This window comes from Citrobacter farmeri (assembly GCF_019048065.1).
GTDB lineage: Bacteria > Pseudomonadota > Gammaproteobacteria > Enterobacterales > Enterobacteriaceae > Citrobacter_A > Citrobacter_A farmeri.
This window is the reverse complement of sequence record NZ_CP077291.1, coordinates 653864-671215: the sequence shown is the minus strand read 5'-3', so window position 1 is coordinate 671215 and position 17352 is coordinate 653864. Positions and strand designations below refer to the sequence as shown.

General features: G+C 54.4%; 14 protein-coding genes. 9 read left to right on the top strand and 5 right to left on the bottom strand.

The features are described from left to right. Nucleotides 1-197: 197 nt before the first annotated feature. From I6L53_RS03120 to I6L53_RS03095, 7 genes are all read left to right on the top strand, one after another. Nucleotides 198-578 (top strand): T6SS protein Cts2N, encoded by a 381-nt coding sequence (locus I6L53_RS03120; RefSeq protein ID WP_225934963.1) that lies wholly within the window; start codon nucleotides 198-200, stop codon nucleotides 576-578. A gap of 1 nt (nucleotide 579) precedes the next feature. After that, nucleotides 580-1917: a type VI secretion system baseplate subunit TssK gene (gene tssK, locus I6L53_RS03115; RefSeq protein WP_042321837.1), complete on the top strand. Its 1338-nt coding sequence runs from the start codon at nucleotides 580-582 to the stop codon at nucleotides 1915-1917. Beyond that, a complete protein-coding gene (locus I6L53_RS03110; protein ID WP_042321834.1) occupies nucleotides 1901-2647 on the top strand; it encodes a DotU family type IV/VI secretion system protein in 747 nt (248 codons plus the stop codon). Before tssK ends, I6L53_RS03110 begins: the two co-directional genes overlap by 17 nt. Continuing rightward, nucleotides 2644-4776 (top strand): type VI secretion system protein, encoded by a 2133-nt coding sequence (locus tag I6L53_RS23590; protein WP_247751669.1) that lies wholly within the window; start codon nucleotides 2644-2646, stop codon nucleotides 4774-4776. The genes I6L53_RS03110 and I6L53_RS23590 overlap by 4 nt, the downstream gene beginning before the upstream one ends. A gap of 237 nt (nucleotides 4777-5013) precedes the next feature. Continuing rightward, nucleotides 5014-6207 (top strand): hypothetical protein, encoded by a 1194-nt coding sequence (locus I6L53_RS23585; RefSeq protein WP_247751668.1) that lies wholly within the window; start codon nucleotides 5014-5016, stop codon nucleotides 6205-6207. Beyond that, on the top strand, nucleotides 6195-7115 hold the full coding sequence (tssA, locus tag I6L53_RS03100) for a type VI secretion system protein TssA (RefSeq protein WP_042321828.1): 921 nt from the start codon (nucleotides 6195-6197) through the stop codon (nucleotides 7113-7115). The genes I6L53_RS23585 and tssA overlap by 13 nt, the downstream gene beginning before the upstream one ends. Further along, the gene (locus I6L53_RS03095; protein WP_042321826.1) at nucleotides 7112-7504 is read left to right on the top strand and encodes a DUF4280 domain-containing protein; all 393 of its coding nucleotides are present in this window, start codon (nucleotides 7112-7114) and stop codon (nucleotides 7502-7504) included. Before tssA ends, I6L53_RS03095 begins: the two co-directional genes overlap by 4 nt. Nucleotides 7505-7563: 59 nt before the next feature. Here I6L53_RS03095 and I6L53_RS03090 read toward each other — a convergent pair whose 3' ends face one another. From I6L53_RS03090 to I6L53_RS03080, 3 genes are read right to left on the bottom strand one after another with little or no spacing between them, the layout of a single operon-like run. Next, entirely contained in the window at nucleotides 7564-8913 is a 1350-nt protein-coding gene (locus I6L53_RS03090) for an MFS transporter (RefSeq protein ID WP_042321823.1), read from the bottom strand. 20 nt (nucleotides 8914-8933) lie between these two features. Then, nucleotides 8934-9851, bottom strand: a complete 918-nt coding sequence (locus I6L53_RS03085; RefSeq protein ID WP_042321819.1) for a hydroxymethylglutaryl-CoA lyase — start codon at nucleotides 9849-9851, stop codon at nucleotides 8934-8936. 11 nt (nucleotides 9852-9862) lie between these two features. Next, entirely contained in the window at nucleotides 9863-11059 is a 1197-nt protein-coding gene (locus I6L53_RS03080; RefSeq protein WP_042321817.1) for a CaiB/BaiF CoA transferase family protein, read from the bottom strand. A gap of 235 nt (nucleotides 11060-11294) precedes the next feature. On the opposite strand from I6L53_RS03080, the gene I6L53_RS03075 reads away from it, so the two are divergent. Both I6L53_RS03075 and I6L53_RS03070 read left to right on the top strand, forming a co-directional pair. After that, the gene (locus I6L53_RS03075) at nucleotides 11295-13220 is read left to right on the top strand and encodes a sigma-54-dependent Fis family transcriptional regulator (RefSeq protein ID WP_042321815.1); all 1926 of its coding nucleotides are present in this window, start codon (nucleotides 11295-11297) and stop codon (nucleotides 13218-13220) included. A 150-nt stretch (nucleotides 13221-13370) separates the two neighbouring features. Beyond that, complete coding sequence (locus tag I6L53_RS03070) at nucleotides 13371-14132, top strand: IclR family transcriptional regulator (RefSeq protein ID WP_042321812.1); 762 nt, start codon at nucleotides 13371-13373, stop codon at nucleotides 14130-14132. Between the two features lie 12 nt (nucleotides 14133-14144). On the opposite strand, the gene I6L53_RS03065 is transcribed toward I6L53_RS03070, so the two are convergent. Together I6L53_RS03065 and I6L53_RS03060 are read right to left on the bottom strand one after the other, a co-directional pair. Further along, nucleotides 14145-15761: a glycoside hydrolase family 43 protein gene (locus I6L53_RS03065; RefSeq protein ID WP_042321809.1), complete on the bottom strand. Its 1617-nt coding sequence runs from the start codon at nucleotides 15759-15761 to the stop codon at nucleotides 14145-14147. 10 nt (nucleotides 15762-15771) lie between these two features. After that, nucleotides 15772-17151: a glycoside-pentoside-hexuronide (GPH):cation symporter gene (locus I6L53_RS03060; RefSeq protein WP_042321807.1), complete on the bottom strand. Its 1380-nt coding sequence runs from the start codon at nucleotides 17149-17151 to the stop codon at nucleotides 15772-15774. Nucleotides 17152-17352: the final 201 nt, after the last annotated feature.

Below are 17352 nucleotides of genomic sequence, written 5' to 3'. Positions count from 1 at the left end.
CTATTTTCACCTGTTTATTTAATGATTAACACCGAATAATGATTTAAATCAACTAAACAAACCTCCCCATTAATTATTTTCTTAGCGAGGATATAAAAGGAATTTATATGACTAACGGCAGATGCCATTTGACCCGAATAATATTTATTACTTGTTTAGCATTGCTTAATAATGGCTGTTCATTCTGGTCAAATCAGGTGAAATTAAAGACGGTGACCATCGACACCGTTGCTCACGCTAATGATAACACCCCTGTCGCCGTGGATATTGTCGCCATTGCCGATGCCTCGCTTGTGCCGGTGGTACAGACGCTTTCGGCAACGCAGTGGTTTAACGCCAGAGCGCAACTACAGCGCGATTACCCTGGCGGTTTGCACGTCTGGTCTCTGGAACTGGTTCCCGGCTCCCGCTTTAGCGCTGATGACAATCCGCTAAGCGGTGCTCCCGCAGAAGCCACGCTATTGTTCGCCCGCTATCGTAGCGAAGGCGAGCACCGTCTGCGGCTGGACAACATCACCTCCCTGCATCTGCAACTGATGGCGGACGAGGCGATACTGTCACCTGAACAAGGAAAGTAATATGACGACAATTCCGGCAATGGTCTGCTGGTATGAAGGTATGGCGATGTTACCGCAGCATTTCCAGTTGCAGTCGCTGCGTCATGACACTCTCGCCGCCGCGCTTGCAGGTCATGCTAATCCGTGGTTCTGGGGCGTGAACCATCTGGAGATTGACGATGCCGCGCTTTGCGCCGGTACTCTGCGGCTCTTACGCCTGACGGCGATCATGCCCGATGGCTTACCCATTGACTACGATATCCAACGCGATCCGCCGCTGGAATTTGACTGCACTCGTCTGCTCCCGGCAACGGCCGACAGCGAACACACCCTCTGGCTGGCGCTACCGTCGGCAAACCGCGGCGGTCAGTGGCAGCCGTTTACCACCCGTTTTCGTTCCATCACCAGCGCACCGCTGCCCGATTTATCCAGCGGAGAGTTTCCCGAATCTATTGCCAGTTGGCAGCCCGCACCACGCCTGGTCAGCCAGCATGAACGCGCCGACCTCCTCTGTCTGCCGCTGATCCAGGTGGTCTACACCGAAGGGGGATTTCGCCGCAACGACTGGTTTCCCCCATCACCTCAGGTGGTCGAGGGCAGCACGCTCTGCCAACAGGCTCGTGAGCTTTGTCTGCTGGCCAGAGAAAAAATCCTGTTTCTCAGCCGTGAAGCACAGCTCGCCAGGCAGAACGACCATACCCACAACTGGCTCTGGCTAACGCTTTGCCTGCAAAGTATTCAGGGCGTGCTGCCGCTGCTGGAATGTCTGGTAAACAGTGGAAAGTCCCATCCGGTGGATCTGTTTCGCACACTGTGTTTGTTCTGCGGTCAGACCGCTGTCCTGACTCAGGATAAACCTCTGCCCTGGCTTCCCGGCTTCGACTACGAAAACATGCAGCCAGGATTTACCACGCTGTTTACGCTATTGCGCACGCAACTGGCATGTATCCACCGCCGTCGACTACGACTGCGTTTTACTCCCGGGGAAGACGACTTCTCCCTGAGGCTGCCTGATGAAATACGCGCGGGCGAACAGGTGGTGATCGGTATCCTGATGCCTGACGGCAGCCCGCTGTCGGCGATCGACTGGCTACAGTCGTCGCTGATTGCCTGCCAGCCGTTTCAGCCGATCTTACGCCGCCAGCGCATGCACGGCATGTCCGTCGCGCCGCTTACGACACAACAGCGGACGGAGTGGGAAACCGACAGCACCATCGCGCTGTTTACCCTCACGCTCACCACGCAATGGTTTGAGCACGACGCCCCACTGATCATCGCCCCACTGCATAAGACCAGCGTCAGTCCTGAGAAGATCATGCTCTATCGGCAGGAGGCGCAACACCATGCCGATGGCGACTGACATGCCCGCCAGCCGTCTGTTTGATACGGTTTTTACCTGCTGGCTGACGCAATTTGAACACTGGAAAACCAGCACGCAGGCACCGGAAATGTTGTATCAACAGGCATTCTCCTGGAGTAATCAGGTCGTTTCGGACTACGCGCAACGCCTCAACCGGGAGTTGGGCAGTCCGTTTCAGGCGCAGATCGATGCCGCCGTGTATGCGCTGGTCGCCCTGATCGATGAGACGGTGCTCTACACGCCGTGGCCTGCGCACCTTCAGTGGCAGGCGTGCCCGCTGGAATACCACCTCTGGCAAACGCATCGCGCGGGGGATGCCCTTCCGCAACGCATTCAGGCCCTGCTCAGCGAACGCCTTCCTGGCCAGCGCGATTTAGCCGCGCTTTACTTACGCTGCCTGACGCTGGGTTTTGGTATTCACCGCGACGATTTCAATGAAACGGCACATCAGGAGACCTGCCGGTTACTGTGGCATTTTGCGTTTCAGCAGGCCCCACGGGCCGCTGACATTGTCGAACGCCTGAATGCCGACTCGTTGGGGGCGCCACTGCAATTGCCTCCCCGCCGCCGTCTGCCCGATCACTCCCGTCTGCATCTGGTTGCGCTGATCGTGCTGCTGGCGCTGTTACTACTGAGCCAACACCTGTGGCTAGGCCTCGAAGACGCCCTTGGCGTGAATACGCTACCGGGCTTTTCCGCGACTCAACTCTGCCCGGAGGAGACGCCATGACGCAGCCGTGGCTGTCGCTTACAATCGTGGTACTGGTGCTGCTGGCAGTCACGCTCTGGTACGTCTGGTGGCAATGGCAATATCGCAACGACGCTTTTATCCGCGCGCAAAAGGAGATCCAGCGCGCCAATGGCGGACAGGATCCTTATGACAGCACCCGGATCCTGATGCTGGGCAACGAGGAGGACAACCGTCTGCTGTGCCGCACCTGGTCGTTAACCGACGGTATGGAGTCCTGGTTCGGGCAGTGGTGGTATAACGCGCAGTGCAGCCTGCTCTGCGCGCCGCATTCGCTGCAAGCCACGGGGAAAACTCGGCTGATCCGACAGAACGACTGGCAAAAGATGGTGGCGGCGCTGGTGAAAAGTCGCCCTCAGCGCCCGCTGGATGCGCTGATCCTGACCCTGCCGCTCGCGGAGTTACAGGGGGACGCATACGCTTATCTGTCAGAACGCTGCCAGCAGATCCAGCAGGTTTGCGGCCTCAGCCTGCCCATTTATCTGTTGATCAGCGGTATGGAAGCGCAGGACGGTGTGCGAACGCTACTGCGTCAACTTCCGCCCCAGGCCCAGGGATACGCCATCGGAAGCGCGATTTCTTGTCCCCGGGAAGCCGTCTGGAAACCGCAGTGGATTGACGATGCGCTGGAAAACACCCGCTTCTCACTGCGCCAGACGGTTACTGAACTCGGCGCGCTCAGGGGCAGGACGTCAGCATCGCTGTTTCGCCTGCCAGAGTTTTTTCCGTCGCTGGCGGCGGCGCTACACGCCGGTTTCGATGGGCTGCTGAGCAGCAATGCCCGCGATGAGCCGCCGCTCCTGCGTGGGATCTGGTTTGTCGCACATCATATGGCGAACGAAAAACCGCAGATGGCGTTCTGCCAGCCTCTACTGCGTGACAAAATCCTCGCGGAACGCGGGCTGGCGCTGCCGGTACGTCGCCTGCTGCGGCTTAATCTGCGCCGCCATTTTACGCTTCTCGCGGGCTACAGCGCACTGTGCGTCGTCTGGCTGGTAGTGATGATCTGGCGCTGGCCGTCTCAGCATACCAACGCCCTGTTGCTGCATAACGAGTTGCAAAGCCTCGCGACGCAAATTGCTCCTGGCGATACCCCCGGGGAACGTTCTGCCGCGCGGTACTGGCGGATGGTGAATGACGTCCCGCAGTGGCATTTTCGCTCGTTCATCTGGCCGGGCTCGCTGTTCAGCCGTACCGACAGCAAACTGAGCGCCACCTTTCATCACGCCACCCTACGCAGCCTGCTGGCACCGGCAATCAACAGCATCTGCGTGCAACATCAGAGCGCGAGGCGCGGCGATAGCCTGCGCGAACGGGACGACCTGCTGGCGGAAGAGCGTTACCGGCGGATCCTGTTTTTACTTGAGCAGACGAAGCAGATGGAGACCCGCTATCTGCCGCTGCTGCAACTGACACAGGTCAAACGCCCCACGGTGCAGACACTGGCTGAGGTCTCTTCAACCGTCTGGGGCGTTAATGTGGAAGTGGCTGCCCTGCCCGCCACGTCTGAGCTTAATGAAATGCTTGCCACGCTCCCCTTGAGCCAGATGAACCTGGCCGATGCCAGCGAACTGACCCAACGCAATAGCGAACAGTTTATCCGCGAAACCCGGCGCTGGCTGGAGCAAATCTACGATAATGCCAGTCTGGAGATCTATGCCGGACAGCTCGACGACCTGCTGCTTACTTTCACCAGCGACGGGGAGATTAACGCGGATTTCGTGCGTCTGCTGATGCGGCAGATAAGTCGACTGCAAAACGCCCTGACCACACTCAATAGTCTCAGTCAGGACGCGGCGCACTCCCCTGCGCGGCTTGCCCTGGACACGTTGCTTACCCAGGCGCAGGCACTGCGTCTGCTCGACAGGACGGCTATTCACGAACTACTCAACGATGAGGAACAATTACGTCAACGGTTGATGGCCCAGATTGACCGCTCTCCACTGCATTTTTCCACGCTGACCGCGCAATCCGCACAGGGTGATTTTCAGCTCTCCCCCGACATTCTGGCGCTGCAAAAAAGTTTACGCGATCTGCTAAACCAACCATTCTGGCAGCAAGGCGCGGGGCAGTTGCCACCGGAGAGTCTCGGCTATCCTGGCGATCAGTAGATTCAGCAAGCCGCAACGCTGTTTACTGGTTATCAGCGGTATAGCGAACAGCTTCCTGACAGCCTCTGGCGACCCCGGCTCAGTGAACTGGCGCAGAATGCCGTCGAACGCGCCATTCGTCGGGCGCTCTACCGCGGCGTACCTGCCGCCGCAGCAGCGCGAGAGATCGACACTGAAAATGCCGATCGCGTCATCGCGGCGCTGACGCAGATCAATCGCCCGGCCCTCGCCAGCGCGTTGCGCCAGCAGGTTGCCGCACAAATCATTGCGCGGGTAAACAATGAAGGCAGCGCACGCCTGCCCGACATCCGCCCGCCGTCGGTCAACACGGCGACGCCGGAGAGGGCACAGGCGAGCGGACAGCAGGTGATGAGCTGGGCCGCAGCCCAGACGGCGCAGATTTCTGCGACGCTCACCCGCTACCGGCAACCGATAGAATGGCTCAGCGCGCAGCGACCGTGGCTGACCACCGCGCAAAATCAGCAGATCGCCCGCTGGGTCAGTTCACTGGAAACGTTAATCCGCCTGCAACAGCAGGATCCCACCAGTGCGCCAGCACAACTGCAAACCCTCGCTGCAACGTTACCGACGTTAACCGCCCAAAATTGTCAGAGCGAACTGGCATCGTTTCGTGCAACGGGCCAACAGGATTTTTACAGCACCTCGCTTAACGCGTTGCTCAGCGCCTCGGCGCAAAACTGTCAGCAGCTACGTCAGCAGGGCAGTATCGGCGTGGTGCAGAACATCTTCACGCTGTATAACAACTGGCTTGCCGGGCGTTTCCCTTTCACGGCGCGGCCCCATGCGCCGGATGCGGATGTGGATCGGGTTCGCGAACTGGTATCGTTACTGGCGGAGCTGCCGCCGGAAACGCTCGCAGACCAACCCGCGCTGATCCGCCAGTTAGCCGCCGCACAACCGTTGCTTTCCGCGCTGGTCTCGCCAGACGGCGTGGTGGTGCGGGTGAACTGGCGGACGGGACGCAATCAGGAAGCCGGCGCGGATCAGATCGTCGACTGGCAGTTAAGCGGTAATCAACAAACCCTGACCTGGCCCGGAGGCACCAGCGCCGATCTGCACTGGCGCAGCGGCGATAAGCTGATGTTCAGCCTGCGCTGGGCGGCGAATTCCGCGTGGCGTCCCGTACCGGATAGCACCGTTGTCGGCCTGAGCGTGACGGGCGATACGGCGCGCTGGCGCTGGCAAGGTGCATGGGCGCTGCTGCGCATGACAGACCAGCAGCGCGTCGGCGGCGCACTGGCGCAGCCTGTGCCGCTTCGTTTTTCCCTGCCCGTGAGCGATGGACAACAGCGCTCTCGTGCGACCGTCAATATCCAGTTTGCGTTACTGAATGCGCAAACCAATGCACCGCTGCCCTGGGTCATCCTGACTGAACAGGGATTTTCGGGAGAACATCAATGGAACAGATAGACGCGTTACTTATTCCCATTAGTCCGGACAACCCCTGTGGGGAGTCCATCCGCTATTCGCCCGAGTTCGATCGGTTGGTCAGCGCGCGCCAGGAGGACGATGAATCCTTGCCCACCGGCGTCTGGCAGAGCACACCACGGCGTGCCGACTGGGAGGAGGTCGCCAGACTGGCCAGCCACCTGACCACCAGCCGCAGTAAAGATCTGGTAGTGATGTCCTGGCTTGGCGACGCCTGGATCCGCCTGCACGGTCTGCCCGCTCTGCCGCAGGCGCTGGCGCTGCTAACGCGGGCGCTGGAACAGTACCCGGAAGCGCTGCATCCGCAGATCAGAGAGGGGGATTATGATTATCGCGCCGCACCGCTCAGTTGGGTGGCGCAGCATTACGCCATGCTGGTTGCCAATACCCCGCTGTTTGAGGTCGACGGTGAAAGCATCGCACTCAGCCAGTGGCAGCAGGGTCATCATCCCAGCCCACCGTTCAGCGAGGCCAGTCGCCCTGTAGCCGAAGCGCTGGAGGCCAGTCTGCAATGGCTGCAACGCCTGAACGCAGTCTGCCAGCACTGGCCAGAAGCGTCCGCCCCCTCCTTTCACGTACTGGAACAAAAAATCAAAACCTGCCAACAGGCGCTGGGCAGCGCACCACCAGAAGACACGCTGACAGCGGAAGTTAATAAACCGCCGACGGTCTCGTCCTCCGGCACCTTCGCCAATCGCGAGGAGGCCTATCAGATGCTTCGCCAGGTTGCCAGCTATCTGCAACGTACAGAGCCGCACAGCCCGGTACCTTATCTGCTCGAGCGCGCCTGGGCCTGGGGACACATGCCTCTGCCTGAATTACTTCAGGAATTAATTAGCGGTGATGAATCTGCCCGCCGACTCTGGCGGCAACTGGGGGTGCTACCATGAGTTGTCCCGCCGTTTGTACCGGAGCCATGATTCAGTGTTCGTTTGGCATTGCGCCTTCGACGTTAAACGTCCTGCCCGTCAACCGTACACTGGTGAATAACCTGCCGATGGCAAATATTATGGATAACCAACCGTTCGTTAATATTCTGCCCTTTGGCATGTGCAGCAGCCTGGCTAACCCTACGGTGGCGGCGGCCACCGCCGCCGCGCTGGGCGTGCTTACGCCAATGCCATGTATTCCCGCAACCATCGCCCCGTGGGCGCCCGGGTCGCCAACAATCATGGTCGGCAACGCTCCGGCACTGAATGCGCAGTCCAGACTCATCTGCGCCTGGGGTGGGGTGATTCAAATCAGTTTTCCGGGACAGGTGACGACGATGGTGAGTTAAAGACCCGGACGGCGAGGTGCGAGTAAGTCCACAAGCTTACCCGCACATCATCACGCCGGTTACCGGTAGTTAACCTTCATATTTTTCGACAGCGGTTCGATGACCGTGGAGACCAGAATAAAGCACAGAACACAGAACCCGGTCATCGCCATGAACACCGCATCCCAGTTGTAAGCATCCAGAATAATGCCCACAATCAGCGGCATACACATTCCGCCCAACTGTCCACCCATGTTGATCACGCTATAAGCGATCGGGTAAATGTCTTTATTCGCCCGTCCCATCGCATAGACCGAGTAAGCCGAATAGCCCAGCGACAACATCAGCCCCAGCAGGAACAGCATCAGTGACAGAACAATTTTGCTTTCCGGCGCATAAACCAGCGAGTACATGGTGAAAATCGTCGCCCCGGCACTGAGCAACATCAGCGGTTTACGCCGCTTGTTCAGCACCCGATCGGAAAGAACGCCGCCAATAAAGTTGCCCATTACCGTCCCAAGGAATGGTGCCGCTGCCAGTGCAGCAGAACTCGTCAGATCGAATCCGCGCTCGGTGATCAGATACTTGGGCAGCCAGGACATCAGCACGCTGACGATCCCCACCATCGAGAAGTATCCCAGCGCGACACCGTAAATATCCCAGCAACGGAAGACCTGTTTTGAACTGGACAGTTCTTCAACCTGCTTTGTGCGAATCAACTTGTCGAGCCAGCAATAATTGAACACATGCGCAACCGGTGCGGCGGCTTCCTGGGTCGTCGCCGGAAGCTGTTCTTCGCGGATGTAAGCGACTTCTTGCTCATTAACGAAGCGGCTTTCTTCCGGCTTATTGCGAACCATCAGATACCAGAAGATCGCCAGCAGCATGCCCGGAATAGCAAAGAAGACAAAAATATATCGCCATCCCCAGACAGTGATTATCCATGCGCACAGCGGCGGAACGATCAGCGGACCAAACTTGGATCCCGCCAGAAACAGCCCGGTCGCCGTCCCTTTCTCCTTCGGCGGGAACCACTGGTTAATGGTCACCGTCGAGCCAATGACCACCGGCGACTCACAGACGCCCACCATAAAACGCAGGATCTTCAGCAGGAAAATGTTATTCACCATCCCCATCAACCCCGTAAATACGGAGGTTAATAACATCCCCATCGCAAAGGCATTACGCATCCCGAATTTCTTAATTAAATACCCGGCAGGGATCTGAAAAAAAGCATATCCGGCAAAGAACAGGCTGATCAACAACCCGGCCATGGTATTCGAGATTTGAAACTCTTCCTGAATAAACGGAATAGCAAAGCCGATATTCGCACGGTCGGCGTTAGCCACGGTGTAGGTAACAAAGATAAAACTCATAACCCACCATCTGTAATGGGTCATCTTCGGTTTCCCGATATTATTATTCATCATGTCTGTTTCCGTATCAGAGGTCAGAATTGTTCGCTGCAAAAATTAAATTCACCGTAGGTTCTGGCACGCGAAAGACTGCTCAACAATATCGGCTCGATCGTGCTGCGGATCAGGTTTGCGATATCCAGCAGGTCAGGCAGGGAAATCCCCGTATCGAGCCCCATTCGGTTAAACATATTCACCGCATCCTCGGTCGCCGCATTGCCGGCGGCGCCGGGCGCGAAAGGACACCCGCCCAGTCCACCGACGGCGGTCTCAAAGCGTGTGATCCCGGACTGGACGCCGGCAAACATGCAGGCCAGCGCCATGCCGTGGGTATTATGCAGATGCAAACCAATATCCATTTTGGGGAATTTCTGCTGGATCCCGTGCAGCACGGACAACGTCTGGGTCGGGTTGGCGACGCCTATGGTATCGCACAGGGTTATCGCCGAAATCCCGAGGTCATCCGCAAACTTGATCATATCCATTAACGTTTCACGACTCGTCTCGCCAATAAACGGGCAGCCAAATACCGTCGCCAGCGACAGCGTGATGGTCATATCCGCAAAGGTATGGCGAATGTTATAAAGATCCTCCAGCGATTCGGCATGGGTCCGGTTAATGTTGGCCTTGTTATGCGCCGGACTGACCGAAACGACATAGTTAATATTTTTAATACCTGCCTCATTAGCGAGGCTGGCACCTTTTACGTTCGGTACTAACACAGATGGAATAATATGCGGATGCGTGGTCAGAACATGCTGAATAACCTCACGGGCATCACGCATTTGTGGGATCGCTTTCGGGCTGACCATCGAGGTGATTTCCATCGCACCGATACCCGCCTCAACCAGACGATCGATAATTTTTATTTTTAAATCGGTTGGAATAAACGTTTTGATGTTCTGAAAGCCGTCTCTTGGCCCCACTTCCGTAATCTGGATAAATGTCGACATGGTGAAATCCCTTACAGAATGCCTGAACGAATTAGCTGCTCAATTTTTTCATCTGAATAGTTCAGACGTTCTTTAAGCACTTCGTAATTGTGTTGACCGAGCGTTGGCGCAGGCATTCTGATGGTTGCCTTGTTATGCGTGAATTTAACCTGATTGCCGGTCATTGTAATTTTTCCGGCGACCGGATGTTCAATATCGACAAACATTTCACGGGCTCCGGCGATATGTGGATCCTGCGTCACGCGATCAATGGTATTGATCGGCGCAGAAGGAATACCGGCATCCAGCAGCAACGTCACGATGGTGTCGATATCTAAATCTCGGGTCCAGCATTCGATTATTTCTTTCAGTTCGGCGTGGTGGGCGACACGATCGAGGTTGGATTTAAATTTCTCATCCTCGAGGGCGCTTATTTGCAGGACTTGTTTCAGCAGACCGTATAATTTGTCATTGCCGCAGGCAATAATGACGTAGCCATCACGCGCCTGGAAAGAGTCATACGGATAAATCGCTTCATAACGGTTACCAATACGCGTCGGAATACGTCCGGTATTAAGGTAAATAATGTTGATAATTTCCAGAGACGACACCATCGAGTCGACCAGCGCAATATCCACTTTTTCACCGACACCGGTTTTCAGGCGATTAACGTAAGCGGCAAGTACGCCGATGGCGCAACTCATTCCCCCAACCACATCTGCAATGGCTGTTCCGGTGCGGGTGGGCGGTGTATCAGGCCAACCGGTGGTGCTCATTAGTCCACTCATGGCCTGGCCGATAATGTCGTAGCCCGCGCGTTTAGCGTATGGTCCGGTATGACCAAAGCCGGAAACCGCGCCGTAAATAATCGCCGGATTCACTTTGCGTAAATCCTCATAACCTAGCCCCAGTTTTTCCATCACCCCCGGCCGATAGTTTTCCAGAACCACGTCGCTGTCGCGGACTAAATCGAGGAATATCTGTCGACCTTCTTCCGATTTAAGATTCAGCGTCATCCCGCGCTTGTTGCGGTTTAAATTCATGAAATAGGCACTTTCGCCATTAATCTGTGGCGCGTTAGCCCGCGAATCATCCCCTTTTCCCGGCAATTCGATTTTAATGACATCGGCGCCGAAATCCGCCAGCATCATTCCGCAATAGGGGCCAGCCAGTACCCGGGTTAAATCCAGAACGCGAACCCCACTTAATACACCAGACTGTTTGCTCATTCTTTCCCTCACTTTTTATTGGATAGTGCAACAAGGCTGCTCGCCTATAGCCTGTGCAATCCAAGATGCGTGCCAGAAATGAAGAAGGTAGAAATAAACAACATAATTACATGATATTGTTAATATTATTTAATTCTATTATTTATCTGAGAGAGGGAGAACTGCCTTTCAATTTTGAAATCTATAACAGTTGTGATATTGATTTGTGATAGCCACAAATTTCACATGGTGATTTATGTCACATAAAACATTACCCAACCTGGCCTTGATTACCCCTTATCCGGCACTGGCAGCCGTTGTCACTGAACAATGTGCCGGTATTTTTAATTGCCATGTCTTTCATGGCAGTCTGGAAAAAGCGGCGGGGATCGCCCGAAATCTCGATCCTGATTTTTATGACATCATTATTAGTCGTGGTGGTACGGCGGACTATATCGATCGCGTGACCAAAATTCCCGTGGTGCGTATTCTTACGTCCGCGCTGGATTTACTTAAATCGCTCACGCCACTGAAAAAACATCCGCATAAAATCGCTTTTTTTAATTATCAGAACTATTTATCTGACGTAAATTTGGTGGCGACCGCACTGGAAGTGGAGATTGAAGAATTTATCTTTCTGTCGCACGCCGATATGGTCGATAAACTCAAAAAATGCCGCGCGAGAAATTTCCAGACTATAGCGGGGGGATTACCGGTCTCAGACACAGCGGAGCAATATGCGATGCAGGGAATTCTGATCGAAAATGGCCTGGAATCGGTGAATAGTGCCCTGCGCGAGGCGATGGCTATCGTTGAAACAACTCACCGCAAGCAGCAGGATATGGCGCGACTGGAGATCATTCTCTCCTCAATTACGGAAGGGATCATCGTCACCAATGAAAATAACGAGATCCAGATTTTCAATAAATCCGCAGAAAACATATTTGGCCTGATGGCTTCGCAGGTGATTGGCAAACCGGTGGATACCGTCATCAAAAATACGCGAATTAATCAGGTATTACTGACAAAATCCCCCGAAATTCGGGAGATTATGGATCTGGACAATACGTCCATCATTACCAGTCGGGTGCCGATATTTCGTGGAACGCAGTGTATCGGAGTGGTGTGCTCGTTTACCGATACGCCGCAAATTCAAAAAGTGGAACGGATTATTCGTGGCAAGTTGATGAAAAAAGGCTTCACCGCCCGTTACCGGTTTGAGCATATCCTCACGCAAAATAAACACATGGAGTCGGTGATTCATCTGGCAAAAATTTATGCGAATACCCACTCCCCGGTGATGATTTATGGGGAATCCGGCACCGGTAAAGAGTTATTCGCGCAGAGTATTCATAACCAGAGTAAACGCCACCGGGGTCCTTTTGTCGCCATTAACTGCGCCGCCATCCCGGAAACCCTGTTGGAAAGCGAACTGTTTGGTTATGAAGGCGGCTCCTTTACCGGTGCGCGGCGCGAAGGAAAAGAAGGTCTGATTGAACTGGCGCACCAGGGAACTTTATTTCTCGATGAAATTGGCGAACTGCCGCTACCCATTCAGAGTCGTTTATTGCGCGTCTTACAGGAATACGAAATTATGCGCGTGGGGGGAAAGGACATTATTCCTGTCGATGTGCGGATTATTGGTGCCACCAACCGGTCGCTGGAGAAAATGGCGGAGGAAGGCTCGTTTCGCAGCGACCTCTATTACCGTCTAAACGTCTTACCGCTGATGGTACCTCCGCTGCGGGAAAGAGAGGGCGATATCCGTTTTCTGGCTGACCACTTCCTCGAAAAATCGGGCTGTGGGCATAAACTCGCGCAGTTCATTGCCCTGTTTTCCTCCTACAGCTGGCCGGGAAACGTGCGCGAACTGAATTTTATCATTGAACGGCTGGCGCTATTATCCGCCGGATTCCCCAACGCTTCGCTGTTTGAAATATTAAATCTCACGGGTTTTAACGCGCTTAATTCCTTCAACTCGTCACAGGCAAACGGGACGATCGTTGCGGATCTGAGTAAGGGGCAACTGAAAGCCGTGATTAAAGATCTTGAGCGACAGATTATTGCGTTCTATATGGATCTTTTTGAACAGGATCAGGAGAAAGTCGCCGCCCATCTGGGGATCAGCAAAATGAGTTTATGGCGCAAGTATAATCAGAACGTTATAGATGCGGGGGAGTAATGTATGTTCCAGGATAATTTCTGAAGCATCTGGCAATCCTGCGCTTACCCGACCGAAAACGTGCATCATGCAAGCGTGTCCGGCATTGCTTTTCCCCAACGAAAATAGTACGGTCACACAAGAAGAATTCTTCGTGGATGGTGGAAAATTATGCCAATAATTCAGTCTGTTGAACGTGCTTTGCAGATCCTCGACTTGTTTAATGAACAGGCGACGGAGCTCAAAATCACCGAGATAAGCAAACTGATGGGATTGAGCAAAAGTACCCTCCACTCGCTCCTCAAAACGCTTCAGTTGCATGGTTATATCGATCAGAACCCGGAAAACGGGAAATACCGCCTGGGGATGAAACTGGTTGAGCGTGGTCACTTTGTTGTTGGCACAATGGATATTCGCCAGAAGGCAAAAAGTTGGTTGACCCGTCTCTCCCAGGAAACGGGACAGACCACGCATCTGGGCATTCTGGACGGCAGCGAAGGAGTTTATATTGAGAAAATCGAAGGTAAGCAGGCTGCCATCGCCTATTCGCGAATTGGTCGCCGTTTGCCTGTTCACGCCACGGCCATTGGTAAGGTGCTGCTCGCCTGGCTGGATGATGAAGAACTTGCGGCGGTATTAGAGGGGTATCAGTTCAACGGCTTTACCCCCGCCACCATTACCGATCGTACCTCGCTGCTTGCCGAGCTGAAAGAAACCCGCCGCAACCGGTATGCGCTGGATAACGAAGAGAATGAGCCTGGCGTGCGCTGCGTCGCGGTACCGGTCTGGAATCATGAATCGCGGGTTATCGCGGCCCTGAGCCTCTCAACCCTCACTTCTCGCGTTAACGATAATGCGCTGACAGCCTGTCGCCAGAAACTAATAGATGCCGGGCTGGGGTTGTCGATAACGCTCGGCTACCGTCAACCCTAGCCCAGCGTCCCGCTATACGTTGGGCTGATAAGAGAATGAGGCGAAATCGGCGTAACAACCGTCGCCGCTGATATCCTCACAGTGCAAACCGACAAATGCCCCGGTAAAGAAGCCTCTGCCGCCAATGTAATCATCCGAAAGTTTCCACGCCTCAAACGTTAGCGGGATGGTCTGCCAGCGATCACCATCGAAGGAATAGCTATAGCGGTATTCCAGATTGTCCACATCCACGCGCAGCCAGACGCTTTCCGCCTTCTCCGGCACCAGAATCGGATTATCGTAAAGATGCCAGTGCGCCACGTTGTGGTCGAGCTGAATAAGCTTCAGCGTCCGCCCGCGCCCCTCTTCCCAGTCCATAAAGCAGTATGTCCAGTTTTTACTGTTGTAGTAACAGGTTAGCCCAGCGCTTTGTTGGAAATAGCTGGGGGAAAAAGCCATCTGCGTTTCTGCCCGAAAACAGAAATGCTGCCAGCGGCGGGCGACCGTTGACTGGGTAAAGGTGGAGTTCAATGAATCATTGCCGTACAGACGTAAAAATCCAGGGCGGGCAGTCAGCGAGCCAAGCCGATCGTCAAACGGGATTCGCAGGGTCTGTAATTCCGGGTCGAGCCTTTCACTGTCAAAATCCGTCCGCCACGCTCCCGTTCCGGCGGCAGCCTGCTCCGCCATACGCGGCCCTGGCACCGTCAGCGTCGCATGTTTGCCCCCCTCAACATAGGGCCAGCCGTCACGCCACTCGATACGCGCGATCCCGGTCTCACGCCCGAGCGGGCAGTACCCCCGCCCGCCAGCCGCTAATCGCGGGATGCCCGGAAGATGCAGTGGGCGGCTGGTCAGGTACGCCAGATACCATTCGCCTGTGTGCGTCTCCAGCAATGAACCATGACCACTCTTCTGTAACGGATTTTCCGGCAGATGCCAGCTGGTCATCATCGTCACGTCAGGATGCAGCTCGTATGGCCCCTCAATATTTTTTGCCCGTAATACCACCACGGCATGTTCGTAGCTGGTTCCACCTTCCGCCACCACCAGATAGTAGTAGCCCTCGCGGCGATAAATGTGCGCCCCTTCGGTATAGCCCAACGGTGTACCGGTAAAGAGCGTTGAACGATGCGGTGAAAGAGTCTGTGTATCAGGGAAAAACTCCTGCAACACAATGGTGTTATGGGGATTACTGTGATGCCGCGGCCCCCACGGACGATAGATATAGTATTTTCGTCCATCCGCGTCATGGAAGAGTGAGGGGTCAAATCCGCCGTTGCCCATTGGAACAGGAGCGCTCCACGGCCCTTCAACAGACGGTGCGGTAACCAGGAAGTTGCGACCATTTTTCCACGGCGAATCAACGATTTTAACGTCGGTATACAGCAGCCAGAATTTGCCATCGGCATAGCTCAGGCAAGGAGCCCAGATGCCGCCAGAGTCCGGATTGCCTTTCATATCCAGTAGCGCCACGCTGTCGAGCGGTGTACTGACCAGAGACCAGTGTTTCAGGTCGCGAGAATGATAAATACGCACACCGGGAAACCATTCAAAGGTTGAAGTGGCGATATAATAATCGTCCCCCACGCGGCACAGAGACGGGTCCGGGTTGAAGCCGGTCAGGATCGGGTTTTCAATCTGATACATGGTTCTCTCCTCAGTTCACCGCCACAGCGGTATCGGCAGGGTTTTTCTCAGGCTGCGCGGTGCGCTGACGTTGCAGTTGCTGGCTGATCTCTTCCACACGCTTGCTGCTCAGCTTATAGAACGAAAGCAGCGTAAACATACCGACGTAAAGCACGACCGGTACGATACAGAAGAGGATTTTGATGGTCGTCAGGACGTTATCTGGCTGTACGGCGTTGCTTGCCGAGTAGCTGGAGAAGGCAAGGATCCAGCCCACCAGCGCGCCGCCAATGGCCAAACCGATTTTCAGGCTGAAGAGGTAGGTCGAGAATACCAGGCCATCAAGACGACGCCCACTTCGGCTCTCTTCATAATCCACCACATCAGAGGCCATCAACCATTGCAGCGGGGTGGTGGTATTAAAGACAAACAGGAACAAAATATTCAGCGCAAATATCAACGCGATATTGTCCGACGGAATAAAGAAAATACTCAGGCTGATCAGTGAGTAGATGCCGATAATCCACTTAAACGACGTGACGCGGTCAAAGCGACCGAGCAGACGGGACGAACACAGAGAGCCAAACATGGTCGCCAGGCTACCATAGAGCAAAAACTGCGTGGCCAGTTCAGGGTGGTCCATCACGTATTTTACAAAATAGAGCGTTGCACCACCGCGAACAACGTTCGAACCGGTTGCCATCATTTTAAAGACGCACATAATTCGCCACTGGCTGTTGCCCATCAGCAATTTAAGGTCTTTCTTAACAGAGGATTCAGGTTGAATCTCGAACGTATAGCGTTCTTTCGTCGTAAAGAAGCACACAAACAGCAGTACCACGCCGCAAATACCCAGCACACACATCGCGCCAAAATAGCCGACTTGTTCATCCCCCTTACCAATAATTTTCACCAACGGCAGGGCAATACCGCTAATGGCTAATGACCCGGCAGCGGCCAGGAAAAAACGCCACGATTGTAAAGCATGACGCTCTTTTGGGTCAGCGGTAATAGCGCCAGGCATTGCACAATAGGGGACATTAACGAAGGTATAAACCAGCGTCAGTAAAATATAGGTGACAGACGCGTAGATAATTTTACCCTGAGCAGAAAAATCTGGCGTATAAAACGTTAATACGCAGACGATGCCAAACGGGATGGCCCCCCACAACAGATAGGGACGAAACTGGCCGTAGCGGGTACGCGTTCGGTCAACCATTAGCCCCATTAATGGATCGGTTATCGCATCCAGCACGCGCGAAATCAGGAATAATGTGCCCATCACACCTGCTGACAGGCCAAAGACATCCGTATAGAAATAGGCCAGCAAAAACATCGTGGCCTGCCAGACAAACCCACAGGCGGTGTCCCCCAGTCCATAACCAATTTTATCTTTCATTGTTAACTGCATTTCTACCTCCAGATCATATGAGAGAAATACGTTCCGAATGACCGGGACCTACAAAATTAAATAGCTGAACGTGAACTTTGTGAGGAATACACCCTTTATCCGTGTGCTTATCAGATGATACTTACGAGGAAGATTGTAGAGAGATTAGATGAGGCAACAATTGTCATATTTGCTTTAGTGATTATGTATTTTAACTTCTGT